This is a genomic window from Pseudarthrobacter sp. fls2-241-R2A-168 (genome assembly GCF_030209335.1).
Taxonomy (GTDB): domain Bacteria; phylum Actinomycetota; class Actinomycetes; order Actinomycetales; family Micrococcaceae; genus Arthrobacter.
In genome coordinates this window covers 22,700-47,958 of the sequence record NZ_JARVSG010000004.1, presented here as the reverse complement: position 1 = coordinate 47,958, position 25,259 = coordinate 22,700, and the positions used below count along the sequence as shown (strand labels likewise).

23 protein-coding genes are annotated in these 25,259 nt (G+C 66.0%); 10 read left to right on the top strand and 13 right to left on the bottom strand.

Features of this window, described 5'->3' with window-relative positions; all coding sequences use genetic code 11:
* Positions 1 to 41: 41 nt before the first annotated feature.
* The gene (locus QRN11_RS02165; RefSeq protein ID WP_285249687.1) at positions 42 to 1,751 is read right to left on the bottom strand and encodes an ABC-F family ATP-binding cassette domain-containing protein; all 1,710 of its coding nucleotides are present in this window, start codon (positions 1,749 to 1,751) and stop codon (positions 42 to 44) included.
* 256 nt (positions 1,752 to 2,007) lie between these two features.
* Here QRN11_RS02165 and QRN11_RS02160 point away from each other — a divergent pair, with 256 nt between their 5' ends.
* The 5 genes from QRN11_RS02160 (at position 2,008) to QRN11_RS02140 (ending at position 6,541) form a co-directional block, all read left to right on the top strand.
* Positions 2,008 to 2,769 (top strand): CPBP family intramembrane glutamic endopeptidase, encoded by a 762-nt coding sequence (locus QRN11_RS02160; RefSeq protein ID WP_285249686.1) that lies wholly within the window; start codon positions 2,008 to 2,010, stop codon positions 2,767 to 2,769.
* Between the two features lie 165 nt (positions 2,770 to 2,934).
* On the top strand, positions 2,935 to 3,375 hold the full coding sequence (locus QRN11_RS02155) for a VOC family protein (protein ID WP_285249685.1): 441 nt from the start codon (positions 2,935 to 2,937) through the stop codon (positions 3,373 to 3,375).
* Positions 3,376 to 3,397: 22 nt separating this feature from the next.
* Positions 3,398 to 4,351, top strand: coding sequence for a 1,4-dihydroxy-2-naphthoyl-CoA synthase (locus QRN11_RS02150; protein ID WP_285249684.1), 954 nt, complete (start codon positions 3,398 to 3,400; stop codon positions 4,349 to 4,351).
* Positions 4,352 to 4,364: 13 nt separating this feature from the next.
* Positions 4,365 to 5,591, top strand: a complete 1,227-nt coding sequence (locus QRN11_RS02145; RefSeq protein ID WP_285249683.1) for an AMP-binding protein — start codon at positions 4,365 to 4,367, stop codon at positions 5,589 to 5,591.
* A gap of 68 nt (positions 5,592 to 5,659) precedes the next feature.
* On the top strand, positions 5,660 to 6,541 hold the full coding sequence (locus QRN11_RS02140; protein ID WP_091416929.1) for a 1,4-dihydroxy-2-naphthoate polyprenyltransferase: 882 nt from the start codon (positions 5,660 to 5,662) through the stop codon (positions 6,539 to 6,541).
* Positions 6,542 to 6,632: 91 nt separating this feature from the next.
* Here the strand turns inward: QRN11_RS02140 and QRN11_RS02135 are convergent, their stop codons facing one another.
* Positions 6,633 to 6,944, bottom strand: coding sequence for a DUF4229 domain-containing protein (locus QRN11_RS02135; RefSeq protein WP_170850686.1), 312 nt, complete (start codon positions 6,942 to 6,944; stop codon positions 6,633 to 6,635).
* A gap of 62 nt (positions 6,945 to 7,006) precedes the next feature.
* Here QRN11_RS02135 and QRN11_RS02130 point away from each other — a divergent pair, with 62 nt between their 5' ends.
* Positions 7,007 to 7,408, top strand: a complete 402-nt coding sequence (locus QRN11_RS02130) for a PLD nuclease N-terminal domain-containing protein (RefSeq protein ID WP_091416933.1) — start codon at positions 7,007 to 7,009, stop codon at positions 7,406 to 7,408.
* A 111-nt stretch (positions 7,409 to 7,519) separates the two neighbouring features.
* Positions 7,520 to 8,020: a hypothetical protein gene (locus QRN11_RS02125; protein ID WP_142057243.1), complete on the top strand. Its 501-nt coding sequence runs from the start codon at positions 7,520 to 7,522 to the stop codon at positions 8,018 to 8,020.
* Positions 8,021 to 8,044: 24 nt separating this feature from the next.
* On the opposite strand, the gene QRN11_RS02120 is transcribed toward QRN11_RS02125, so the two are convergent.
* The 10 genes from QRN11_RS02120 to QRN11_RS02075 all read right to left on the bottom strand — a co-directional run bounded on the left by QRN11_RS02120 (position 8,045) and on the right by QRN11_RS02075 (position 21,993).
* Positions 8,045 to 9,532: a dynamin family protein gene (locus tag QRN11_RS02120; protein ID WP_285249682.1), complete on the bottom strand. Its 1,488-nt coding sequence runs from the start codon at positions 9,530 to 9,532 to the stop codon at positions 8,045 to 8,047.
* Entirely contained in the window at positions 9,529 to 11,481 is a 1,953-nt protein-coding gene (locus QRN11_RS02115) for a dynamin family protein (protein ID WP_285249681.1), read from the bottom strand. The genes QRN11_RS02120 and QRN11_RS02115 overlap by 4 nt, the downstream gene beginning before the upstream one ends.
* Positions 11,482 to 11,501: 20 nt before the next feature.
* Positions 11,502 to 12,596: an IniB N-terminal domain-containing protein gene (locus tag QRN11_RS02110; RefSeq protein ID WP_285249680.1), complete on the bottom strand. Its 1,095-nt coding sequence runs from the start codon at positions 12,594 to 12,596 to the stop codon at positions 11,502 to 11,504.
* A gap of 172 nt (positions 12,597 to 12,768) precedes the next feature.
* Positions 12,769 to 14,835, bottom strand: a complete 2,067-nt coding sequence (locus QRN11_RS02105; protein WP_285249679.1) for a LuxR C-terminal-related transcriptional regulator — start codon at positions 14,833 to 14,835, stop codon at positions 12,769 to 12,771.
* Between the two features lies 1 nt (position 14,836).
* Positions 14,837 to 16,912, bottom strand: coding sequence for an Hsp70 family protein (locus QRN11_RS02100; RefSeq protein ID WP_285249678.1), 2,076 nt, complete (start codon positions 16,910 to 16,912; stop codon positions 14,837 to 14,839).
* A 153-nt stretch (positions 16,913 to 17,065) separates the two neighbouring features.
* The gene (ccsB, locus tag QRN11_RS02095; RefSeq protein WP_285249677.1) at positions 17,066 to 18,151 is read right to left on the bottom strand and encodes a c-type cytochrome biogenesis protein CcsB; all 1,086 of its coding nucleotides are present in this window, start codon (positions 18,149 to 18,151) and stop codon (positions 17,066 to 17,068) included.
* On the bottom strand, positions 18,151 to 19,926 hold the full coding sequence (gene resB / locus QRN11_RS02090; RefSeq protein WP_285249676.1) for a cytochrome c biogenesis protein ResB: 1,776 nt from the start codon (positions 19,924 to 19,926) through the stop codon (positions 18,151 to 18,153). The genes ccsB and resB overlap by 1 nt, the downstream gene beginning before the upstream one ends.
* On the bottom strand, positions 19,926 to 20,681 hold the full coding sequence (locus tag QRN11_RS02085) for a cytochrome c biogenesis CcdA family protein (RefSeq protein WP_285249675.1): 756 nt from the start codon (positions 20,679 to 20,681) through the stop codon (positions 19,926 to 19,928). Before QRN11_RS02085 ends, resB begins: the two co-directional genes overlap by 1 nt.
* 2 nt (positions 20,682 to 20,683) lie before the next feature.
* Positions 20,684 to 21,310, bottom strand: a complete 627-nt coding sequence (locus tag QRN11_RS02080) for a TlpA family protein disulfide reductase (RefSeq protein WP_285249674.1) — start codon at positions 21,308 to 21,310, stop codon at positions 20,684 to 20,686.
* A gap of 2 nt (positions 21,311 to 21,312) precedes the next feature.
* A complete protein-coding gene (locus QRN11_RS02075) occupies positions 21,313 to 21,993 on the bottom strand; it encodes a histidine phosphatase family protein (RefSeq protein ID WP_285249673.1) in 681 nt (226 codons plus the stop codon).
* 216 nt (positions 21,994 to 22,209) lie between these two features.
* Between QRN11_RS02075 and QRN11_RS02070 the strand changes: the two genes are divergently transcribed.
* The 3 genes from QRN11_RS02070 to QRN11_RS02060 all read left to right on the top strand — a co-directional run bounded on the left by QRN11_RS02070 (position 22,210) and on the right by QRN11_RS02060 (position 24,465).
* A complete protein-coding gene (locus QRN11_RS02070; RefSeq protein WP_285249672.1) occupies positions 22,210 to 22,758 on the top strand; it encodes a YceI family protein in 549 nt (182 codons plus the stop codon).
* 240 nt (positions 22,759 to 22,998) lie between these two features.
* A complete protein-coding gene (locus tag QRN11_RS02065) occupies positions 22,999 to 23,463 on the top strand; it encodes a hypothetical protein (protein ID WP_285249671.1) in 465 nt (154 codons plus the stop codon).
* Between the two features lie 183 nt (positions 23,464 to 23,646).
* Positions 23,647 to 24,465 (top strand): DUF2790 domain-containing protein, encoded by an 819-nt coding sequence (locus QRN11_RS02060; protein WP_285249670.1) that lies wholly within the window; start codon positions 23,647 to 23,649, stop codon positions 24,463 to 24,465.
* A 51-nt stretch (positions 24,466 to 24,516) separates the two neighbouring features.
* Here QRN11_RS02060 and QRN11_RS02055 read toward each other — a convergent pair whose 3' ends face one another.
* Complete coding sequence (locus tag QRN11_RS02055) at positions 24,517 to 25,221, bottom strand: redox-sensing transcriptional repressor Rex (RefSeq protein WP_142057210.1); 705 nt, start codon at positions 25,219 to 25,221, stop codon at positions 24,517 to 24,519.
* Positions 25,222 to 25,259: the final 38 nt, after the last annotated feature.

Below are 25,259 nucleotides of genomic sequence, written 5' to 3'. Positions count from 1 at the left end.
CCTTTAACGCAAAACTCACGGTTTTCCGGGGCCTGTGAGGTTCAGGCCGGCGCGAGCACACCCCGGTCCATCGAATAGCGGATCCAGCGCCCCGTGGCGCTCCCGCCGTTGCCTTCCCCGGCGGACTGCTGGCACGCGGCGAACCATTTCCGGAGGGCGCGGTCGTGGCTGACCATCACCACGGTTCCGCTGAACCCGGCGAGCGCAGCCTCCAGCTGTTCCACCAGGACGGGCGCCAGGTGGTTGGTGGGTTCGTCCACGATCAGGGTGCCGTAGCCACCGAGCAGCAGCCGGGCAAGGGCCAGCCTGCGCTGCTGGCCGGCGGAGAGGCTGCCGACAGGAACATGGAACTCGCTGGTGCGGAACAACCCCAGCCCCAGCAGGGCTTCGGCATGTTCGTCGATGTTGCCGCCCAGGCCCGCCGCGAACGCCGGAAGCAGCCGGAGCGACGGACGCGGCGGCAGTTCCAGTTCCTGCTGCAGGTAGCCCACCCGTTCGGGCCGGGTGACACTTCCGACGGCGGGCGCCAACGTTCCGGCGAGCACGGACAGCAGCGTGGACTTGCCCGCACCGTTCGGCCCGACGATCAGGATCTTTTCGCCCACGCCGGCCTGGAAATCCGTAGGTTGCAGGCGTCCCGGCACGCTCACGGCGAGGGCAGCCAATGGGGCCTCCAATGGCACCTGCTGCGCAGGCGCCCCGGCGGTGCTGGTGCCGTCTGGCGAGGCTTCATATCCCATCCCTGCTGGCGGCGCGAGCCGCAGCGGCACGGGCGGCTGCTCCACCGGGCTGGCTTCGAGCCGCCGCAACCGCTCCCGTGCATTGCGGACCTGGCTGCTCGCGGCCCGTTCCCAGGTGCCCGTTTTGAAGCCGAACGCCATTTTGTCGGCGTCGCGTTTGCGGCCGTACCCCATGTTCCCCGGCCGCGTTTCCGCCTGGAGCTTCTCGGCTGCCATGGCGTCCAGCCAGCCGTGGTACTGCTGGACCCAGCGCTGGCGTTCGGCGGCCTTCTCCCGGAGGTAGCCGTCATAACCGTTGCCGTAGCGGGTCACAGTGCGGCGCTCAGCATCGACTTCGATGATCGTGGCGGCCACCTTGCGGAGCAGCATCCTGTCGTGCGAAACCACCACCACGATGCCGCGGTGCGCTGCCAGCCGCTCCTCGAGCCATGCCACGCCGCGGGCATCGAGGTGGTTGGTGGGTTCGTCCAGGAGCAGGATGTCCGCGGGGTCGGCCAGGACGCAGGCCAGGGCCACGCGTTCCTGCTCGCCGCCGGACAGTGATCCGAGTGTCCGGCTCCGGTCCAGGCCGCCCAGGCCCAGCCGGTCCAGCGCAGCTTCCACCCGGGATTCCGCGGCGTAGCCTTCCCGGAGCTGGTATTCGGTCTGCAGCCTGCCGTAGGTTTCCAGGTCGTCGTCTGCGGCGTCGGCCAGCCCGGCCTCGAGCCGGTCCAGTTCCGCTTCCAACGAGCGGAGGGAGGCGAGGGAAGCGTCAATGGCACCACCCACAGTGAACGACTCCGGCAGCCCATGGGTCTGGGCGAGGTATCCAACCCGGCCGCTGGTGGTGGCGGTGCCTTCCTGCGGCTGCTCATACCCGGCCAGGATGCGCAGGAGGGTGGATTTGCCGGCGCCGTTTTCGCCCACCACCGCCACGTGCTCGCGCGCGGTGATGGCCAGGTCGATGCGGTCCAGCAACAGGCGGTCGCCGTAGCCGTGGGAAACGCCGGTAAGGTTCAGGTGTTCAGTCAAGGGAAGTCCTCGCAAAGTTCCGAAGTGCGGCCGCGGGAGCGAGCCCGGAAGATGGGGCGCCCGGCCAACGGCCTTGGATTTTTGGGGAACAGTCCGGCCTGGCCGGGCTGTTGTCAGGACTTCATCGCTCCAGCCTGCCTGTCTGCGCTTACCGAGTCAAGCGGCTATCCCACCTCCAGTAGCCCGCAGTTGACGTCCCCGGCCGCGTTGTGACTGCGTTACCTGCGAGCCAGTTGGGTGGGGATAGGCTGAAACCATGGCCACCGTTCACCGCCGACCACCCGCACCACAGCCGCAGCTGTACCGGTTTTCACGCCTCGACTTCACCGCGGTGGGCCTTTATGTCGCAATTGCGGGGTTCTTCGCGGTGGCCGGTGAACTGGTGGCGCCCGTCCTCCGGCAGCTCGCGCCCACGCCCGCCGCCGCTTCCTACGCCATGAACCTGCTGTTTTATGCCTCAGTGGGAATTCTCGCGCTCCTGGCGGCACGCAAAGTAGTTGGCCGTGACCTGCGGGTTCTTGCAACCCGGCCGTGGTTCACCCTGTTGATGGTGCCTGCGGCTGTGATCGCCATGATGATCCTCTCGGCCATCGCGGTGGCGGCCAGCGGCAGCGTGGTGACGTCAGAGAACCAGGCCGGACTCCAGGCGTTAATGCAGCAGGTCCCGGCGTGGCTGATGGTCCCGCTGCTGGTGGTGGTCGGCCCGTTCGTGGAGGAATACATCTTCCGCCACCTGCTGATCGGGAAGCTGAGCCAGCGGATCAACATCTGGGTGTGTTGTGTCCTGTCCGTGTTCCTGTTTGCGGCACCCCACATCGTGGGTAAAGAAGCACTGACGCTGACCGTCCTGCTGCCCTACCTGGCCATGGGCGCCACGCTGGTGTTCGTGTACGTCTGGACGGGGAAGAACCTGATGTTCTCCTACTTCGTCCACGCCGCCAAGAACCTGCTGGCGGTGGTGTTCATCTACGCCATCCCGCCCGAGGTCTACGAACAGCTCCAGCAGGTCCAGGCCTGAAACCAACGCGGGGTCAGACCCGGCCCATAAAAGCCACATCTTTGGGCGCGGTCTGACCCCGCGTTGCTCCCTAACCCCACAAGCCCGGCCAGGGCACCCTGCGGCGTGGGCCCCCATTGGTGTCCAAGTCTGTCGAAAAGGCCCGGGTCCACGTAGCTTGGGGGCATGGGACTGAATATCCAGATTGTTGTCGACTGCCGCGATCCCCACCAGTTGGCCCAATGGTGGGCCGAATCCCTTGAGTGGGCGGTGGAGCCCCAGGACGAGGGCTTTATCCGGTCCATGATTGAGCAGGGCTACGCCACCGAGGACCAGACAACAACCCACAACGGCAAGCTCGTGTGGGCCACCGGCTGCGCCATCCGGCCGCCCGAGGAACTGGAGGAGAAAGCGCCGCAGCGGCGGATTCTCTTCCAGACGGCGCCGGAGGGCAAGACCGTCAAAAACCGCGTGCACTGGGACCTCAACCTCGCCGGCCGGGACAAGGATGAGGTGCGCCGGGAGCTCGAGTCCCGCGGCGCAACGTTCCTCTGGACGGCCAATGAGGGCCCGCATTTCTGGCACACCATGGCGGACCCCGAGGGCAACGAGTTCTGCATCAGCTGACCCCGATTACTAGACTTGGACGGTGAGCAACCAAATCCCCGCCTCGGTGTCCGACGTCTTCGATCCAACCCGCTGGCGTGTGGTGTCCGGCTTTGACGACTTCCAGGACATGACCTACCACCGCCAGGTGGAAAGGGATTCCGACGGCGGCTGGGTGCGTGACCTGCCCACGGTCCGGATCGCTTTCAACCGGCCCGAGGTCCGCAACGCCTTCCGCCCCGGCACCGTTGATGAGCTGTACCGGGCCATGGACCATGCGAGGATGTCCCCGGACGTCGCCACCGTCCTGCTCACCGGCAACGGGCCCTCCCCCAAGGACGGCGGCCACTCCTTCTGCTCGGGCGGCGACCAGCGGATCCGGGGCCGGGACGGCTACAGGTATGCAGACGGCGAGACCCAGGAGAGCATCGACCCGGCCCGCGCCGGCCGGCTGCACATCCTGGAAGTCCAGCGGCTCATGCGGACCATGCCCAAGGTGGTCATCGCCGTCGTCAACGGCTGGGCAGCCGGCGGCGGACACTCCCTGCACGTGGTGGCAGACCTCACCATCGCTTCCCGCGAGCACGGGAAGTTCAAGCAGACGGACGCCACCGTGGGCAGCTTCGACGCCGGTTACGGCTCAGCCCTGCTGGCGCGCCAGATCGGCCAGAAGGCCGCCCGCGAAATCTTTTTCCTTGCGCGCGAATATTCCGCAGAAGACATGGTTCGGATGGGCGCCGTGAACGAGGCCGTGGACCACGAACGCCTCGAAGAGGTTGCGCTGGAGTACGCGGCCGACATCGCCCGGCAGTCACCGCAGGCCATCCGGATGCTCAAGTTCGCCTTCAACCTTGCTGATGACGGCCTGGCCGGCCAGCAGGTGTTCGCCGGCGAAGCCACCCGGCTGGCCTACATGACGGACGAGGCGGTGGAGGGCAAGGAGGCGTTCCTGCAAAAACGCGATCCCGACTGGTCCGGCTTCCCGCACTACTTCTAAGGCAGGACCGGCAATGAGCACCGAACCCACAGGCCCCCAAGCGAACACCGCACCAAGCGGCGCCCTCAACATCGATCCCGCACTGAAGGCCCTGGCTGCCGCCCTCCACGGCGAGGGCCCCGCCGTCGAACTATCCGTCGACCAACAAGGCAACCTGGTGGTAGGCCATGTGGAAACGCCCGGCTGCGACGACGCCGTGGCCGTGGTCCGCACCTCCGGGTCCACCGGCACACCGAAGGCCACCGTCCTCACCGTTGAATCCCTGGCCGCGTCCTCCATGGCCACGGCACTGGCGCTCAAGGGTGAGGGCCAGTGGCTCCTGGCGCTTCCCGTCCAGTACGTTGCGGGCATCCAGGTCCTGGTCCGCTCGCTGTTCGCCGGCACCCGCCCGTGGGTGATGGACATGTCCGGCGGGTTTACGCCTGAAGCCTTCACTGCTGCCGCCCTGGAGTTGACCGATAAGATCCGGTTCACTTCGCTGGTCCCCACCCAGCTGCAGCGGCTGCTGGAGGATCCGTCGCCGGAAACGCTGGCTGTGCTCCGGCGCTTCAATGCCGTCCTGCTGGGCGGGGCCCCTGCTTCCGCTTCGCTGCTGGCCGCTGCCAGGGATGCGGGCGTCCGGGTGGTCACCACCTACGGCTCCGCCGAGTCCTCCGGCGGCTGCATCTACAACGGCTATCCGTTGGAAGGTGTCTCGGTCCGGGTGGACGGGGACGGCCGGATCCTGCTGGGCGGCGATACCATCGCCGCCGGCTACCTGGAGGCCCCGGACCAGGAGTCCGGCACCTTCTTCGAGGAGGACGGCGTGCGCTGGTACCGCACCAGCGACCTCGGCACCATCGACGAGGACGGCCGCCTCACCGTCCTGGGCCGGGCCGACGACGTCATTATCACCGGCGGCATCAAAGTGTCTGCCGCGCACGTGCAGGAAGAGCTGGAAAAGTCCGACGGCGTGGCCGCGGCTTTTGTGGCCGGCGTCCCGTCCGCTGAGTGGGGCCAGGCGGTGGCCGCTTATGTGGCACTGGCTGGTTCCGGTACGGGTGCCTGGCCGGCCGAAGCTGGCGGCTCCACGCCAAGCCGGGACCACGCCGTCGTCCTCGAAGAGGAGTGGCACCGGACGCTGGGCATCCTTGCGCCCAAAACCGTGCTCACTGCCTCTTCGTTGTTGATGCTGCCGAACGGCAAGCCCGATCGGCTGGCCATGGCCGCCAAACTGAACGCCCTGCACCAGGGAAAGTAAAGTAGACCTGCACCACCGGGCAGGGCCCCACCCTGCCGCCTTCCCCAAACCAACGCGAGGTACTGACCGTGGCCACAGCCGCACAATGGATCCAAGGCGCCCGACTCCGGACGCTGCCCGCTGCGATTGCGCCGGTGCTGATCGGCTCCGCCGCCGCCTACGAGATGGATTCATTCCTTCTGTTCAACGCCATCCTCGCCGCCCTCGTGGCGCTCCTGCTGCAGGTTGGCGTGAACTTTGCGAACGACTACTCGGACGGGATCCGCGGCACCGACGATGACCGGGTGGGCCCGCTCCGCCTTGTTGGTTCAGGCGCCGCGAAACCCGAGCACGTCAAATATGCCGCCTTCGGTACGTTTGCCGCCGCCATGGTCTTTGGGCTGATCCTGGTGGTAATCACCCAGAGCTGGTGGCTGATCCTGGTGGGGCTGGGCTGCGTCATGGCAGCCTGGGGCTACACCGGCGGCAAAAACCCCTACGGCTACATGGGCCTGGGCGACGTGTTCGTGTTTGTGTTCTTCGGACTGGTGGCCACACTGGGCACCACCTACACCCAGGCCGGACAGATTAACCTGCCGGCCATCATCGGTGCGATCGGCACCGGGCTGATCGCCACGGCGCTGCTGATGGCCAACAACGTGCGCGACATTCCCACCGATATGCAGGCGGGCAAGAAGACCCTGGCCGTGCGGCTGGGTGACAAACATGCCCGGGAGAGCTACGTCCTGATGCTCGCCGTGGCGATCATGCTGGTGGTGATCCTGGCGCCCGGGCGGCCCTGGATGCTGATCGTCCTGCTGCTGATTCCGGCCTGCCTGATGCCGGCATGGCTGATGATCAACGGCCGCAAGCGCAAGAGCCTGATCCCGGTCCTGAAGCAGACCGGGCTGATCAACCTCGGCTACAGCGTGCTGTTCGCGCTGGGCCTGGTGCTCAGCCACGGGTTCTAGGCCGCGGCGTTACTTCGTGCCGCCGGGGCTGGCTAACGGGTGGGCTGGCTAACGGGGGGCTGGCTAACGGGTGGGCTGGCTGCCGGCGGCCCTAGGCCTTTTTGCGGTCCTTGGCGTCGTTGCTGATGGCGATCTCCGGGTTGGCATCGAGGAGGGCGTCCTCGGCGTTGGCGTCCTGCACTTCGTTCGCTGAGCGGAGCGGCTTGGCGTTGCCCGAGAAACGCTGGTGGAGGGCCGCTGCTGCAGCATCACGCTGCTTCTGGAAAAACAGGTAGCTGACGGCGAAGGCGATGAGTGCCGCGCAGATGACGGACATCAGCACGCCGAGCTGCAGGAGCATAAACACCACGAACAGGGGCGCGAAAAGAGCCAGGCGGATCAGGGAATATTTCAAAAAGGCCACTATTCAAGTTTAGCCGCCTCCCGCCGAAGGCCGCCGCGCCTCCTGACGATAGACTTAATGGCATGCTCCTCCGTGTGGGTTTGGCCGTGGCAGTCCTCGTCATCTTTGTGTATGGCCTCGTGGACGTGATCCGCACTGAGGGACGCCTGACCCGGGGGATCTCCAAACCGGCCTGGATTGTGGTCATGATCGTCCTGCCCGTTATCGGCGCCATTCTCTGGCTCCTGATCGGCCGGCCACGCGGCACGTCCCCCCAGCAGAGCCAGCGCCATCCCACCGCTCCGGACGATGATCCGGACTTCCTCCGTAACCTTGAAGCGCGCCGGCGCAACCAGGCGGAAGCGGAGCGCCTGAAGAGGCTCAAGGATGAACTGGATGCCAAGGCGAAGAACCAAGGCAACGGCACTGCCGGCGGCAAGGACAAGCACGAAACCGACGAACACGACGCCGACGGGCTGAAGTAGGGGCCGATGGCTCAGGATCCTGTGGGGGAAGACAGGCCCCGGACCATGCCCCAAGGGGCGGCAGGTCCGCCTACGCCCCCAGGTTCCCTTGCCCCTCCACCCAGGCCCGGATTGTCCTGGTCCGCTCCGGCCCCCATTCCGGTCATCCCGGTGGCACCGCGGAACGTTCGGACCGCCCGCACACTGTGGCTGTTCAGCTTCGCTGCCGGGCTTGCCGTGCTCGTCGGATCCTTTATGACCCGCGAATCCCATCTGCAACGGCTGAAACCGGTGGTGGCGGGGATGGCGCCCGGCGGGGACCCGGAAGCTGTCACCACAGCAACCGGCATCGTCTTCTGGGGCAGCATGGGGGCTGTCCTCCTGGTGATCCTGCTTGAGGCCGCCATGCTGGGCGTGGTGATGGGCCGGCAGGGCTGGGGCAGGTGGGCCCTGCTCCTCCTACTGGCCGGACACGTCTTTGTCCTGCTCGTGGCGGCTGCGTTCCTGGTGCCCGACGGCGATGCGGGCAGCTACGTGGTGCTGCTCTGGGGCCTTGACCTCCTGCTGGCGGTTGTTGGGCTGATGTTTTTCCTGATGCCCTCCGCCAATGCCTGGCTGAAATCCGCCCGGTAATATCCGCCCGCTTAGAAAGAGCCGCTAGGCGGACTGTGCCACCATCCCGGAGCATTCGGCCAGGATGCCTTCGCAGCTGCGGATGACCACCCTGCACAGTTCAAGGGCCGAGCGGTCGGTCAACGGGTTTTCGGCCAGGGCCCGCCACTGGTCCAGGCACCGGCGGGCCGCTGAAGCCAGCTGGTCCGGGCCGGCATCGGAATCCAGTCCCAGCCTGGCGTGGGAGGCTGCACCCCAGCCCCCGATAAGGCCCTCCGCTTGGGCGGCCAGCTCAGGGGGCAGCGGGGTGCCCGTGGTTCGCAGGGTTGCCAGCAGCCGGAGTTCACGGAACTCGTGGGCATTGACCTGCAGCCGTTCCAGCGCGGCTGCCAGCCGGCCTGTGCCCTCACGCGGTGAGGTGCGCATCAGGGCTTCCACCCCTACCAGGGCCGTTCTTGCCTTAAGGGCCTCGGCGCGGGCCTGGAACTGGCGCCCTAACAGCTCCAGCAGCGGATGCAGCCCGCTGCGCCGGGCCAGTTCATGCGCCAGCGGCGTGGGATCAGTAAACCCGTTGCGGATGAGGACTGCCGCAAGCCGGATGCCGAACAGGCCGTACCTCTCGAGCAGCGAGGCGCGGGCCGCCGTCGTCAGCCCTTCGGGGCCTGCCACACGCAGGAACCGGTCCGCGGACAACAGGAGCTTTTCACGGTGCGCCCGTTCCATTCCGGCCAGGAGCCGCAGGGCCTCAAAGTCGGGCTGGCGCATGGTGCGGGCGCCTTGCGCCAGGAGCCCGGCCACCGGGACCACCCCCAACACCAGTTTCTGCAGGTTGTGGTCCCGGCGGTACCGCTCGGCGATGTCCGCCGCGGAGAGGAGGGAATCGATCCTCCCGGCACCCACCTCATCCGCCCTGGAGAGCACGGCAAGGGCGTTGACAGTACCGGACCTCCCCGCCTCGGCGTCCTTGAAGGACTCGAGGAACCTCAGGTCGGATGCATGCATGTGCCGCATCAGGTAGATGATCGCGTCCGCCTCCGATGGCGTGTCCTCCGGGGTAAGGAAGCTGGTGGACCGTGCGGCCACATCGGTGGAAAGGGAGGCTATCCCCGGTGTGTCGATCAGGGTCATGTCCTGCAGTACCGGTGAGGGCCACTCCACTTCCAGCCTGTCCACGTCGTCCGCCGTGGCGTCACCGAGGACAAACACCAGGCGGCCGTCAACGCGCTTCACGGGAAGGCTGCGCGGTTCGCCGGTCGCAGGGTAAAGGGTGATCCGGGGGGTCCGGCCGTAGCGGTACCAGGTCACAATGCGGGTGCACTCCGCGGTGTCAGTGGGCGCTATCTCTTCGCCGAGGATGGCGTTCAGGAGGGTGGACTTCCCTGCCTTCACCATGCCGGCAACCGCAACGCGCAGGGGTTCTTCCAGCCTCCGGGCATAACCCTGCAGCACTGCCACGGCAGCGACGTCGTCCCGGTAGGCGCTCAACGCCTCCCGGACAAGGTCCGCGGCACCGGCGATGGTGGAGGCTGTCATCCGGCCCCTGCCACAGCTGGTGCCGCCCCCGCTGCGCCGGCTGCGGCAGGAGCTCCGGGATTCACGGTGACGGGGTTGCCAGTCCGCACAGTGTCCGCAGCTGCTTCGGCGGCCACAGCCTCCGCGGCGCGCGCCAGGGCGTCGACCTTCTTCAGCTCCGCTTTGATTTCGCGGATGCGCACTTCCTTTTCCAGGGCATAGGTGGTGGCGGCTTTTTGCGCTGCGGCCACTGAATCTCCCAGGGAGCGGTGGTGCTCGTCCGCGATGTCCGTGAAGTGGTCCCGGATGGAACGCTGTACCAGCCGCAGCCGGTCCTTGAGCTGTTTGCCCACCTGGAAGGTGACGTCGTCCAGTTGGCGGCGGACCAGGGCTTTCGCCTCGGCCTGGCGCCGCTTCAGCCTGGCTTCCTTGTCCTCCCGATATGCCTTGCGCCCCAGCAGCAGCCCGGCGCCCACGGACAAGGGGTTGATGAGGGCCATGCCGAAGATGCCCGTCAGCAGGCCGAACATCAGCACACCGCCGTAGGATCCGCGCATTCCGATCAGCACCTTTTGCAGTGGATTGACCCTGCCACTGTCCAGCATCGGCATATCGTCCACCGGGTCCAGTGCGTCGCCGCTGTCCGAGACGTGCAGTACTGGCAGGGTCACCTCGTCGGCAGCGAAATGCTCCGCAACCTGGGCGGCCAGCCAGTGGGCGCGTTCGCTGGTCCATACGAACGTGTCCGAAATGGCAGCTGCGGCGCACTCCTCGAGCCACTGGGAGAACTGGGCCCAGGCAGGTCCGGGATCACCGAGGTCGATGGCCGCCTCGGCTTCACGCTGGATCCGGCGCAGCCGGTCCCGGAGGTCATATTCCATGTCTGCGATCAGGTCGCTGATGCCGTCGCTGAGGGTAATCTGCCACCGGGCGGACCGCTTTCGCAGCTCGTCGGCTTCGGCCTTGGCCACTTCGAGGCCGGCAATCATCTCCGGTGTTTTTCCCGGGTTTTCGAAGGCTGCAAGCTCTGCCTGCAGGGACAGCCGGAGGTGCTCGGTGACGGACAGCAGGTCCTGGCTCACGGAACGGCGCTGGAGCCGTTGTGCCTTGCCCACGATTTCCGTACGCAGGTGTGCGATCAGGCCGGGGAAGCCGGACTCCACGTTCAATTCGGCATCCTGCAGGCGGGAGGCTTCAAGGCGGAGGTCGGAGGAGACGCTGAACAGGGGAATGTCCGCCGCCACGCCGGCAAGGTGGCCGCGGTCGATCTCCTCCACCCGCCGCCAGTCGGGGTAAAGGTCCGTCTTGGACAGGACGCCCACAACATTGGGCGTGATCCGCATGGCCTGGCGCAGGAAGCGCAGTTCCGGTTCTGTGTACTCCTGGGAGGCATCGGACACCAGCAGCATGGCATCAGCCGTGGGAAGCGCAGTGAGGGTGGTCAGGGTATGCGAGGAGTTCAGCCCGCCCACACCCGGGGAGTCAATGACGGTGAGCCCTCCCGTGAGGATTTTGCGGGGCAAATACACCTCCCCCGCCACGAGTTTTTTGCCGTTTCCCGGGTTGCCCCGCTCGGAAACATACGACGGCAGGTCCGCAATGGGAACAGGGTGCCGTTCGATATTGGCTTCGTCGGTGGCATCGGATCCCGCCCTGGGAACCAGGATCGCCGCGGAGGCGGTGTCGCCGTACTGCACCACGGTGGGGACCGACGTGGCGATGTCATCAGCGACCGGGCACGCCGGCGCGTTCACCAGCGCGTTGATGAGTTTGCTTTTGCCTTGCTTGAATTCGCCCACAACGATGACGCGAATGCTGGGGTCCTCCAGCCTCCGCAAGGTCTGGTCGAGGCGTTTGCGCAGGTCGAGGCGGTCTCGGGTCCCGGTTAGTTCGAGGCCTTGCTTAACCAGCCCGGCGAGTTGCACGGTCGTCGCAGGTGGTGACGGTTTCGCCGGTCCGGCTTCTGCCATAGTGTGTCCTTTGCCTCAGGTCAGTCCTCGATGATCGCGTCATCCGCGGCCATCGCTGTAGTGACGTCAAGGTCATTGTCGGCCACGATGACCGATTCGTCGATGGTGGTGAAGTCGGCATCAACGTCGCCAACCTCAACCGCGGTATTGGTGTAGTCCACTGTGTTGTCGGCGATAACAACGTTGTCCTCGACATTGGTGATCTCGTTATCGGCGAGAACAACGTTGTCCGTGATGGTGGTGTCCGTCGAGCTGTCGCTGTTGCCGACGTCCTCCAGGTCTACATCAACGCTGTGATCCGAGTAGTCGGTGGTGTTGCCCACGTTGTCGAAATCAACGTCCGTGTTTCCAATGTCATTGAGGGAGTTGTCGTTACCGGAATCCCGGACATCGATGTTCGTCGAGCTGTCCTCGCGGATGTCGGTGTTCCCTACGTTGTCCAGATCGGCATCAATGTCTACGTCAGTGTTGAAAGAGTCGTCGATGTCGGTGTCCGTGTTGCCCACGCTGGCATCCCGGCCGGCGTGGATGGAGTTGTCCGTCGAGTGATCCTCGGAGTTGTCCGTGGTGTGGGAATCCTCGATGTTGTTGGAGTCGTCAACACTGGCGTCGTCGCCGGCCGCAATGGCCCGGTCACCGGAGGCGATCACGGAATCGTTGTCGAACCACTGCTCCACGTCGCCGTCGGCCCAGACATTCTGGTTCACGGACTGGTCGGTGAAGGTGTCCCGGTCGTCCACAACGGAGGTGTAGGAGTAGTTGTTCACTACATGGTGGAGCTGCTGGATGGCGTGTGCATGGTCCTCGTGCTCTTGGTGCCCGGCACTATTCCCGCTGGCTGGCGGCGGGGTGTAGCTGGTTCCGCCGCCGCCGTTGTGGCTCGTGGTGGCACTGTTGCCGCCCACGTTGTAATCCCGGTCAAAACGGGCAGCATTGACCGTAACGGGTGCGTAGTCCAGGACAACCGGCATCGCTGCGTCAACATCCGCCGAGCAGACACCGCCCAGACCGTGGGCTTCAAGGGCGCGTTCCGGATCGTCCAGGAAGTCCTGGGCTGCCTGGCGGTCGCCGAAGAGGTGCATCAGGAACTGGACGAGATCGTTTGCGAGTGTCATGTGGTTGTCCTCATCTTCTCGAAAATTGCCGGAGCGCCCGTAGTCCCAACCGGGCTTGCATCCAACGTACGGGTCCCTCCGCGACCGGGCATCGGGCCCTTCCCCCCTACCCGATGTCCTCCCTCTGGGAAACTTGAGCGCCTCCGGTTAGGGGTTTAGGGGCCCAGCGGATTCATTCCTTTTGGCGGTCTTCGGAATCCAGTGCCAGGCGCAGCCTTGTCATCAGGTCTGATCGGTTTTCGGCGCCCAGGCGGCGGCGCATGCGGGCAATGTGGTGTTCGGCAGTGCGCGGGGAGATGTAGATGGCCTCCCCGATTTCCCGGTACGTCTTGCCCTCAAGCACCAGCCTGGCCACTTCCTTTTCGCGGTCGCTCAGGCCCGAGCCGTCCGGGTTCGTCCCGTTGGTACCCACGGCCGGTGCATCGCGGGACTCCGGTACCCTGGACTTCCCGTTCCCTGCCTCGCTTGGCTGCGGGTGAAGGTCCCGGGCACAGGACAGCAGCCGCACCATGTCCTTGCGTTCCTCGGCACGCGCGGCGGCATGTCCGGCCAACCGTGCGCCTTCCCATGGCATACCCACCCTGCCCAGGGCCCGCGCCGCCGCTTCAACGTCGGCAGGACGGATCTTTCGGGCCAGCACTGTAACCCAGGCCTTGCCAGCTGCGGCAAAGACCGCGGCGAGGTGGCTGTGGGCCGCGGCCCGGGCCAGGGCGGTTGCATGGGGAGCCAGCTCTGCCGGGCTGTCACTGAGCAGTGCTGCCTGGACGGCTGCCCAGTGGAAGGGCACCGCCCACAGGGGCGGATCCCCCAAGTGCCCCAGCAGCTGGTTTGCCTCGTCCAGGTAGTGTGCCACCCGGTGGGTTTCGCGGAGCCGGGCGGCAGCTATCATCAGCTCACCCCACGGCAGGAGGCTGTAAAGGTCCACAGAGATGTGCAGCATGGCTTCATGCGCCCGCTCCCAGGCCATGACAAGTTGCGCGATTTCACCGTTGCGCCGGGCGATCCCGACTTCCAGTGCCGCACACATGAACTCATCGCGGGGGACGAGCGGCCAGTGGTTGGCTTTCGAGGCCTCATTGATGGCGAGCCGTGCGTCCTCAAGCCTGTCCTGCTGCATGGCCGACCACGCCTGAAGCAGGAAGAGCCTGGGCTTGGCTGCGTTTCCGCCCTGGCCCGCCGCCACTGCTGACATGCAGACTGTCTCTGCCAGATGGGGTTCTCCGGTATGCAGGGCGAGCAGTGCGGCCAACGCCGCCGGAGTGTCCGGGAGGGGAAGCGCCGCACCTGTCCCGTTGAGCATGTCCGAGGCATGGATCAGCACGGGGAGTGCCCTGTGCGGCTCGACAGCCAGCGACTCCATGATTCCCTTGCCCGTTTCTGCAAGGGCCACTGCCAGCAAGGTGGGAGCGGCCGGTGGCGCTTCTGCCCGGAAGAGTGACTTGGCGCCACGCACGTTGCCACTGCCGATCATGGTGACGGCGGCAAGCGGTGCAGACGTGCCTGCTCTCGAGGCGCCCAACCAGCTGTACGCGTCCCCGCCCCGGGCCAGCATGCCGCGCTGGGCCCACACTGCGGCTGCCACGTCCACACCACGGCGGACGTCCGGCGGATCAGCACATACCAGGAGCGTATCGATAATCCGGGTAGCGGTGTCCAGGTCCCCGTTGCCCACGGCTGCCTGGGCACGCCGTGCGGCGGTGCCGAGCTCGTCGGCTCCTGCCAGCAGTGCCTCGTCATAGAGTTGGGCGGCCAGACCAGGATCCTGTTCCAGCGCCTTGTCGCCTGCGTGTTCCAGCTCGGCCGCAACCCGGGGATCGGCGAGCCCGCCGCGAGCCAGTTCGCGGGCCAGGTCTCCCAGCGGCTGGCCGTGCTCAGCATAGGCGGACACCAGCTCACGCTGGAGCGCGTGCACCCGGGTTGTGGGGGCAACTGTCAGCAGGGCATGCTGGGCAGGTCCTACTACTGTTCCGTCCGGCGTCAGCAGACCCGCGGATTCTGCCCGCTCCACCAGGGCGTCAAGGCCCTCCACATCGCCGCCGTCGATCTTCCGCTGCAGGTCAGCAGGCAGCGGGCCGGGCAAGGCAAAACCAACAGACAGTGCCAGGAGGAGTTCGCGGACCGCCGCATTCGCGCCCTTGAGCTGCCCGGCCATCTGCTCGGCGACATGCGGCAATTGGCTGTGGTTCAGCTCCACCGGCAGGAAACCATGATCTGCCAAGTGCACCTCGTTGCCGGCCATGCTATACCCCCGTATCTGGAGAGGTGACGGATTCAGGAACTTCAGACGGGGTCGCCGAAGCTGTGGGCGTTCCTGTCTGGGGTTGCGTAGGCTCTGGAGTTACTACGGGTGAAGAGGGAATCACGGTCGGCTCGGGCGGCGCCGCCGGAGACGCAGTCCCAGTCGGCTCGGGCTCCGCCGTCGGAGGAGGGTCAGTCGCAGTCGGCTCGGGCTCCGGCGTTGAAGGAGGCTCAGTCTCAGTGGGCCCAGGCTCCCCCGTCGAAGGAGGCTCAGTCACAGGCGGGACCGGCTCACCCGTTACGGGATCCGTCACCACCGGCTCGCCCGTCAGGGGATCTGTCGGCACTGGCTCGCCGGTGACGGGATCAATGGCTACGGGTGGTGCGGCATTGGCGTCCGGGGCCACGGCACCAGGGCCGGCTGCGGCGGGACCAGCGGGCCCGCCCGTCGCAACGTCAAGCCCGGCTACGGCGGCCGGGCCGTTTTCCGCTGCCACCCTCCACAAAGGCCGGCTGGTGGGCGACGCTTCAACATCAAGGCCCGGGCCGGTGTAAGGCACGGCCTCTGTGGTCATGTCCGCTCCAACACCGGCTGCGGGGAGTACGGCTGCCGCAGCAACTGGCCCGCCCCCTGTCCCGCCGGCACTGTCGGCAGTCGGATCGGGTTCGGGGGCAGCGCCAGCTTTCGGCACAAACATGGCGGTGAGGTCGGTGAATCCCGCAGGGCTCTGGGCCGTGGTCGCCGTAAGGACCGAGACCAGCGCAGCGGCGGCAGCGATGGCCGTCAGCCGCACAGTCGGCTTCGGCGCGTGGGCGCCGCCGTGCGCATGGGCAGGTGCCACCGCGCCCGCAACTGCACCACCCGCCGTCGTACCCTTGCGCGACCAGCTGGCATGGCGGCTGGCCGCGTGCGCGCTGGTGCCGGAAGTGAGTCCGACGGCGGTGCGCGCGGCTCCGGCAGGCACCGCCGTCACGGCTGCCCGGGACTCTGCCTCCGCGTGTGCCAGCACAGCTGACAGCGCCGCGCCCAGGCAGATGGAGGACTTCGGATCGGCATCGACGGCGATGGGCCGGTCCAGCTGTTCGGAAATCAGCTGCGCCACGAGCGGGATCCGCGATGAACCGCCAATCAACAGCACGGCGGAGAGATCGGCCGGTTCCAGCTCCAGCTGGTCCAGCGTCTGCTCCAGCGCCTCGACGGTATCCCGGACAGGTTCCTCTATCAGCGCTTCAAATTCCGAACGCACCAGGCGGATCTGCTGCTGGAAGCCGGGAAGGAGCACTGAAATGGTGGCCTCGCTGTCCGAGGAGAGCGCTTCCTTGGCTTCCACGCACTCGCGCCGCAGCCTGCCCAAAGCTCCGCGCACTCCGTCATCTGCGGGGTTGAGAGTGGAGAGGACGCCGCCGGTGTGCTCTGCGACGTAGCGGAAGACCTCGGCATCGAAGTCGGCACCGCCCAGGTTTTCGATGCCCTCCGGGCGCCCCAACAGCTGGAACCTGCTGCTGCCTGCTTTGCGCAGGACAGCGGTATCAAAGGTTCCGCCGCCAAGATCGTAGACGGCGATGGTGCTGCCCACTTCCACGCGGACCTGGGAGGCGTAATACAGCGCCGCCGCAACCGGTTCGGTGACGAGCGTGATGTTGTCCAGTCCCTTTGCGGCCATGGCGGCCAGGATCATGGAGGTCCGGTGGGTGCCCCACGCGGCAGGATGGGTAACGACGACCTCAGACGGCGGCGCGCCCTCGCGCTCTACGGCCCGGTCCACCACCCAGCGTGCCATGGTGGCAAAAACATCCTCCGGTGGCAGGGACAGGCCGCCCACGGCAATGGGGACTACATCGCCCACCCGGCGCTTAAATTCCCGCACCACCTGACCGGGGAAATCGAGGCTGCGGCGTTCTGCGGCCTCCCCCACCAGGAGGGAACCTTCCTCGGGGTAGTACACCACTGATGGCACGGCGGTTCCGCGAAGTCCCAGCGGCAGGCACTCCGCGGCAGGGGAAATACCCTGGCCAAAGCGGGAAACGGCGGCAGCAGTGAAACTGGTCCCCACATCAATGGCGAGAACATAGTTCATGGGTACCTCAGGGCAAACTCGCGTTTCGCCGGCAAGCTTCATCACTGGCGAACGTCACCAAGGTAGCATCACGGCAGGACGGGGAACACCCCTATTGCTACACCGATTGGTTATTTGCCTGCAGATCCCCCGAAGTTGGGAAGAATTCCCTGCTTAGAGCCCGGAGTATGAGTGCAGTCCATTGAAGAACTGGTTCACGATGGTGAAGTTGAAAATCACGCACAGGTAGCCAACGATCGAGAGCCAGGCGGCACGTGTTCCGGTCCAGCCGCGGGTTGCGCGGGCGTGGAGGTAGCCGGCGTAAACCACCCAGATCACAAAGGTCCAGACTTCCTTGGTGTCCCAGCCCCAGAACCTGCCCCAGGCCTTTTCCGCCCAGATGGCACCGAACATCAGGGTGAACGTCCAGCCGATGAAGGCGATGGCGTTGATCCGGTAGGACAGGTTTTCCAGGCTCAGCGCGGACGGTACCAGGCGCATGAAGCCGAGCTTGTCCGCGCCGCCGGCGGCAACGGTTTTTTGCCGGTGGGACTGGACCAGTTGCAAGGCGGACATAGCGAACGTCAGGGTGAACAGCGCGGAGGAAAGCACTGCGATGGACACATGGATGATCAGCCAGTAGCTCTGCAGGGCGGGAACCAGGTGGCCCACCGGGGTCCAGTACGCCACGGAGGCGGCCACCAGCATGATGATGCCCAGGCCCACCACGAACGTGCCCAGGAAGCGCAGGTCGCGGCGGATCAGCACCAGCAGGAATACCGCGATGGCCACGAAGGCGCCGGTGGTGAGGAATTCGTACATATTGCCCCACGGCACGCGTCCGGCGCCGAGGGCGCGGGTCAGCACGCCGGCTCCGTGGATCACTGCGCCCAGGACGGTCAGGGCCACGGCCACCCGCGCGGGCGCGCGGCGTTCGGCGGCGTACCGCATGTCGCCGTCGGCAGTGATGACTCCCCCGCCTCCTGTTGCGGCTGGCCGTGCAGTGGACGACGACGGCCGCTCAGCCCTGCCCGCCGGCCCGGCCAGGTGGGACTCGCTGCGGGCCGCCGCGCCTGCGGCAACGGGCACCTTGGCGGATTCTTCGGCCTGTGCAGCTTTGAGGTCGATGGCGCGCAGGGCCTTGCTGCTCTTGGCAAGGTCCCATGCGAAGGCGATGAACGCTACCGTGTACGTGCCGGCTGCCAGCAGCATAAAGAGCTCGCTGTACTGGCCCATGGTTTCGTTGATTCCGAACGGCATTACTGGTCCTTTTCGGGCCCGGAGGGGCCGGCTGGGGTGCGTGGAAGTGAAGTGGTGGCAGCGCCTGCGCCATTATCGGGGCTGCTGCTGGGAGTTTGCTGTGATGATGCGGGCTCAGCGTCTGAGGCCAGCTGCCATTCCGCGGAGAGCAGCTTGCGTACGGCGTCCGCTTCGCCCGCGAGCCGGTGGTCTTCGCCGCGGGCCAGGAGCCCGTATTCCACCATGGTGCGGCCGTCTTCGTGGGTGCCGGTGCGGACCCAGACGCGGCGGCGGTTGACGTACAGGGACAGGATCAGGCCGGCCACCGCCAGGAGCGCGAAGATCAGCGCGTAGAGCTGGCCGGGGTTGTGATGGATGTCCACGCCGATGTAGCGCTTCACGCCGTCAAAACTGATGGTGCCCTTGCCGTCCGGAAGCGTGTAGCTGGTGCCGGGAGCCAGTTTGATGCCGCCGGCAGCGAGGTTCCGGGCGTTCAGCGGGGTGAGGTTCCTGACGTCGATTTCGAAGACGTTCTGCGGGGCGCCGTCGTCCAGGCCAAGGTCACCGTAGTAGGAGTTCAGCGTCAGCTGGGGGTTGAACAATCCGGGGTCTCCGCTGAAGGAGACCCCTTCGTTGGAGACAAAGGCCGTGGGCAGGAAGAAGCCCTGGAATCCCAACTGGTCAGGCTTCGCGTCCGGCACTTTGATCACCACGGAGGAGTAGTAGTTGTCCCCCTGCAGCTTGCCCACTACCGGGCCCTGCATGGCAACGTTTCCCTCGCCGTCCCTGACGGTCACCATGGGGGCGTAGCCGTTGCCCGTGAGGTAGATGCTGGTGCCGCCGAGGGTAATGGGATCATTGACTTTCAGGATTTCCTTCTGCGCCGGGGCATCGGGGTTTTCCTTGGTGGTCACGGCTGCGGAGAAGTCGATGGGCTGGCCGATCTTGCCCCGTGACTCACGGTCAAACGTGATGTCGAACTTGTCCAGCTGCAGGGAGTAGGGCTGGAGCTGGCTGGACTGGAAATTGGTGCCGGGCGTGAACTGGTCGTAACCCACGAGGGTGTTCACGAACGTATCGCCCTCCACCAGGATGCGCTGCCCGCTGTAGCCGAACAGTCCGCCGATGGCCACGGACACCAGCACCCCGATCAGCGAGGTGTGGAACACCAGGTTTCCGACTTCTTTCGCGAAGCCGCGCTCGGCGCCCAGGGAGGGGCGTTCGCCGCCGGCGTCCCGGACCTCCACGCGGTAGCCGCGCTTCTTCAGCACCCCGGCGGCACTGGTGATGGCCTCCGACGCCGGGATCCCGGCGTCGGCCGGAATGACAAGGGTGCCGTACTCAGGAAGGCGCGACAACCGCTTGGGGGTGCGCGGCGGCTGGGAGCGCATGGCCTTGTAGTGGGCGATGGCGCGCGGCACCACGCAGCCGATCAGGGAGATGAACAGGAGCAGGTAGATGGCCGAAAACCAGGCCGAGGAGTAGACGTCGTACAGCTGAAGGGTGTCCAGCAGCTTGCCGTAGTCCGGGTGGTTCTTGATGTATTCGGTCACCACGGACGGGTTGGCCGGCCGCTGCGGGAAGAGCGAGCCGGGCACCGCCGCGACGGCGAGGAGCAGCAGCAGGAACAGTGCGGTGCGCATACTGGTCAGCTGGGTCCAGGCCCAGCGGAGCATCCCCACCGGCCCCAACGCCGGCAGCGCGGCGTCGGCCTTGGCCTCGGCGACCTTGTCGCCACGCTCTTTGCCGCCGGCCCGGGTGGAGGACTTCTTTTTTACGTTCACACGCTCGCTCATCAGATCGGCAACTTCACATCAGTTTGGAACCAATACTGCAGCCCGGTCACCCAGGTACCCCAGACGCCACTGGCCATCAGGAGTCCCAGGAGCACCAGGATGCCGCCCCCGGTCCGCTGGATAGCCAGCCGGTGCTTGCGGAAGAAGGCCATCACTCCCATTCCCCGGCGCAGCGCCAGGGCGATCAGCAGGAACGGGAGGCCCAGCCCCAGGCTGTAGACGAAGGCCAGGAAGGCGCCCTTCGCCGCGGATGAACCGCCGGACAGGCTTAATAGCTGGACGGCTGAGTAGGTGGGTCCGATGCAGGGAGCCCAGCCCAGCCCGAACGTCAGGCCCAGCAGCGGCGCGCCCCACAGCCCGGCCGGTGGCTTGGCGTGGATTTTGGCGTCCCGCTGCAGCCAACTGAAGCCGCCCATAAACACCACGCCCATGACGATCACCAGGATGCCCAGGAGTTGGGTGATCCAGGCGTTCTGCGAGCCGGTAATAAGGGTGCCCAGCTGACCGAACGCGCCGCCCAGGAGGACGAAGATCACGGAGAACCCCAGCACGAACAGGCCGATGCCCGCCAGCATCCGGCCGCGCTTCTGCTTTTGCAGGTCCACCCCGGACAGCCCCGTGACGTAGCCCAGGTAGCCGGGCACCAGCGGCAGAACGCAGGGAGACAGGAAGGAGACCAGTCCGGCCAGCAGCGCCACCGGGATGGCAAGCAGGAGCGAGCCGCTGAGGATGGCTTCGGCGAAGGGGCTGTTCATGGTTACCCGGCCACGGCGGCAGCGATGAGGGTCTTCAGTGTGCCCTTTTGGATTTCACCCAGGACACGCGAAGCCACGCGCCCCTGTTTGTCCAGGACCAGCGTGGTGGGGACTGCTCCCGGGGGAACCAGGCCGGAGACGGCCAGCAGGACGCCGCCGTCCTTGTCGTCGAAGCTGGGGTAGGTCAGGTTGAAGGACTTTTCGAACGCTTCAGCGGTGGGCTTTTCGTCCCGCAGGTTGACGCCGAAGAACTGCACGCCCTGGGGCTTGAACTCCTGGTGAAGCTCTTCGAGGATGGGTGCTTCCACCCGGCACGGGGCACAGGCAGCGAACCAGAAGTTCAGGACCGTTACCTTGCCCTGGAAGTCTGCCGGCGCCACGGTGGTCCCGTCGAACAATGTCCCGTTGACCTGCACGGGGGATTTGCGGTCCGCCGCGGCGAACTCCGTGACGGAACCATCGCCGGCCACGTAGTTCTTGTTGTCCCCGGCCCGGGCCTGCTCGGCGAGGGCGTCCTGCTGGGCACAGGCCGAGAGGCCCAGGGTGAGGGCGGTCAGGGCGAGGCCGCCGGCGGCAAGGACGCTGCGGCGGGAGGCCAACGGCGCGGCCCTATTGATGCTGTCAGTCACTACTAGGCTCCAGGGGTGCTGGCTGCACCGGGAAGAAGGGATGCCGCTGGTTCGCTGTACGTGACGCGCACAAGGGCGCCGTCGTCGTCGAACACCAGCGACGTGATGGAGGTCAGGGTGCACTCGCGCTTGCGCGGGTCATGCCACAGGGGCTTGCCTTCGGCGCTGAGCCGGGTGGCCCAGATGGGGAGCTGGTGGCTGACCATGATGGCCTCGGGCCCGTCGGTTCCGAAGTCTCCGTTGGCCAGTTCGATGGCGCGCAGGCGCGCCTCCTGCACGGCGGCCATGACCCGCGCTGCCTGCTGCTTATACGGCTCGCCCCACGAAGGTCGCAGGGGGTTAACCAGCCGCGGCCAGTGCTTGGGCCGGCGCAGTTCAGCCTTGGTGACCTTCATGCCCTCGAAGTAATTCTCTGCTTCGATGATCCGCTCGTCTGTGTGGATCTGCAGCTGCAGCGCTTCCGACGTCGGCCGGGCAGTTTCCTGCGCGCGGTCCAGCGGCGAGGCGGCCAGGTAAGTGATGCGGGCACCGGCGGCAGCACGCTGCCGGAAATGCTCCGCGAGCATGCGCGCCATCTCCTGCCCCAGCTCGGAGAGGTGGAATTCGGGCAGCCTGCCATACAGGACGCCGTCGGGATTGTGTACCTCGCCATGGCGGAGCAGATGGACAGTGGCTTGGGGCATGTTTACCAGTTTCTCAAAGATGGCGTGCGATCCGAAATCTTCTACCCGTTCTTTCTACAAAGAGTAGAACTGAAGTTTATGAAGAAATGTTCCGCGAGCGGGAACAAAAGATGCAAATGCATGTTTATAGTAGATGCAGCAGTTAGTTGAGACTTCAACTTATGAAGCTTCAACGGCACGACCCTCAACAGGCAACCACACACAAGGAGCATCATCATGGCACTTCCCGCAGACGTCACCACCGGCACCTGGACTCTCGACAACTCCCACAGCGAGATCGGCTTCACCGTCCGCCACGCAGGCATCAGCAAGGTCCGCGGCCAGTTCAAGGAAGCCGCCGCCACCCTGGACCTTCCCGGTGACGTTGCCGACGCCAAGATCAGCGCCACCATCAACACCGCCAGCTTCGATTCCGGAGATGCCAACCGCGACGGCCACGTCAAGGGCGAAGACTTCTTCGACGTGGAGAAGTTCCCTGAAATCTCCTTCGTCTCCAACGGTCTGGTAGCCAAGGGCAACAGCTACGAACTGACCGGCGACCTCACCATCAAGGGTGTCACCCGCCCCGTCACCCTCGAGACCGAGTTCAACGGCGTGGCCGTTGACCCCTTCGGCAACACCCGCGCCGGCGTATCGGCCGAGACCATCATCAGCCGCAAGGACTTCGGCCTGACTTGGAACGCTGTCCTCGAGACCGGCGGCGTCCTGGTCAGCGACAAGGTTGCCATCAACCTCGAACTCGCCTTCATCGCTCCCGCGGCCTAATTCTTCAACGGTCAGGTTTCTTCACCTGAAGAACCCGGACTGAACGAAAAACCCCGGCACCGGCTTCGGCCAGTGCCGGGGTTTCCGTTTTTAAGTCGTGCCGCCCTTTGTCCCGCCCTGCGCCGTGAAGCCGGAACTCGTTGCGCAGGGACAGTCCCTGCGCAACGAACCGCGAAGTCACTGCGCTCACCGGCCCGCCGCAGGGCTAATAGAACCCAGGGCGCGGCTACAGTGAGGGCCATGAGCAACTTTGAGGATGCCAGGCCCCGCACCGGTTTCTCCGCGATGTTCTCGGTGGCCGGCCTTCCCACCGAGCTCAAGGTTTCCTTCTGGATCTGGTTCGTGGGCGGCATCCTCGGCCTGCTCGGCGGACTGCTCGGCGTGCTGGCCTCGCTGACCCTCTTTGCCGCAGCACCCGGCGCGGCCCTCGGGGTCCTGTTGCTGATGCTGTTGGCAGCCGCCGTGGGCACCTCGCAGATCGTCTTCGCGTTGCGGATGAAGGCAGGCAGGCAGTGGGCCCGGCTGGCCCTCACCATCCTGACGGCCGTCACCCTGGTCCTTGCCTTGGCCAACCTGGCCATGCGCGTGGGACAGGGCGGCAACTGGGCAGGCTTCCTCATCAGCCTTGCTGCAGCGGTCCTGCTGTGGCTGCCCCGGTCACAGGCGTGGTTCGCCGCTGCAGGCAGCAGGAGCGGCAACAGCTGAGCGGCGGGACGGGCCATCGCATTTGCAGCACGTGAACCCGCGGATCGGCGGGCGGAATACCTCCTTCGAATGACCCCCAAGCGGCTGGTCCGGGGGTACGGTGGACTTAAGCCATGCTGGGGGTAGGGCGCAGGACCGAATCCCGGCAGCCCACCAGGATCCCGACATGCAAAAGGACAGCTCATGAGTAATCCTCCCGTCCCGCCTCCCGTGCCCAACGAACCCGAGCAGGGCAACCAGCAGCCGCGCTACGGTGAAAACGCACCGCAATACGGCCAGCAGTCCGGCCAGAACCCGCCCCAGTTCGGGCAAAACGCACCGCAGTACGGGCAGTCCGGCGCACCGCAGTATGGGCAAAACGCACCCCAATACGGGCAGAACGCGCCGCAGTATGGCCAGAACCCGCCGCAGGCGCCGGGCTACGGACAGCAGCCGTATGGCCAGCAGCCCTACGGCCAGTCCCCGTACGCCCAGTACCCCTCCGAGCAGCCGCAGGCCACGGGGAGCACCGGCATTCCCAAAGGCGTGGATCTCGCGTTCAAATTGATCCTGGGTGCTGGCATCCTTTCGGCAGTCAGTTCTCTGGTTCTGGCCTTCGGCGGTGGCGACTACTTTCTGCAAGCCATGCAGCAGGAGGCGCAACGACAAGGGCAGCCTCTACCCGCCGAGGCGAGCGACATGCTGCAGGGCAGTCTGGTGATTGGGGGCATCCTGGGTGCGCTGATCACGCTAGGCCTATACTCCCTTGTCGCTTTTCCCGTCAGGAAGGGCAAAAATTGGGCCCGTATCCTCGGAACAGTTTTTGCGGCCGTTTCGGTGCTAGGTCTTTTTGGGTCCTTTGCTTTTGGAACGACCTACGGACTTCTTCAGGTCGTCGCAATCCTTCTGGGCATCGCCGGAATAGTCCTTCTGTACCTACCCGCGAATTCACCGTACTTCAACCGGCAGCAGCCCTTCGCCAACCCTTACGGCGGCGGCCTGGGCAACCCCTACGGCCGGTAAGCAAGCGCATTTCCACACCTGCGGGCGTGGGTCCCGGAACTGCCGGAGAAATCAGGCAGTCTGCCCCGGGGCCTGCGCCCGTTGTGCGTGGTAGGCCAGGATCTGCAGTTCGGTGGCCATGTCCACCTTGCGGAGATTGACCCCTTCCGGCACCTGGAGCATCACCGGGGCAAAGCTCAGGATGCTGTGCACCCCCGCAGCCACCACCCGGTCGCAGACGTCCTGCGCCACTGCGGCCGGCAGTGCCAGCACCACCATGTTGGCCCCTGTCCGGTGCAGGACGGTCTCCATGTCCGCCACGTCGCTGACCCGCAGCCAGCCCACTTCGTTACCCACCACCATCTGGTCGGCGTCAAAAATAGCCACCACGTCGAAGCCCCGGGATTCGAAGCCGCCGTACCGGGCCAGGGCCTTGCCGAGGTTGCCTGCGCCAACGATAGCGACCTTCCAGTCATGGGTCAGCCCCAGGGCCGCCGCGATGTGCCGGCTCAGGTACTGCACTTCGTAACCCACGCCCCGCGTGCCGTAGGAGCCCACGTGGGACAGGTCCTTGCGCAATGTCGCGGAGCTGACGCCGGAGGCTTCGGCGAGAGATTCAGAGGAGACCCGCTCCACCCCCTCGGCCAGCAGGGTATTCAGGGCACGCAAATAGAGCGTCAGCCGGGCCACCGCAGCGGGCGGAATCTGTTTAGCCGGCGTGCCCGTGGTGTCCGGGAGATCCGGGACAGCCTGGGGGGTTGAATCCAGCGAAGCCACCAGCCCCTCCCTCGCATCGCGTTGTGACTCCACTCTAG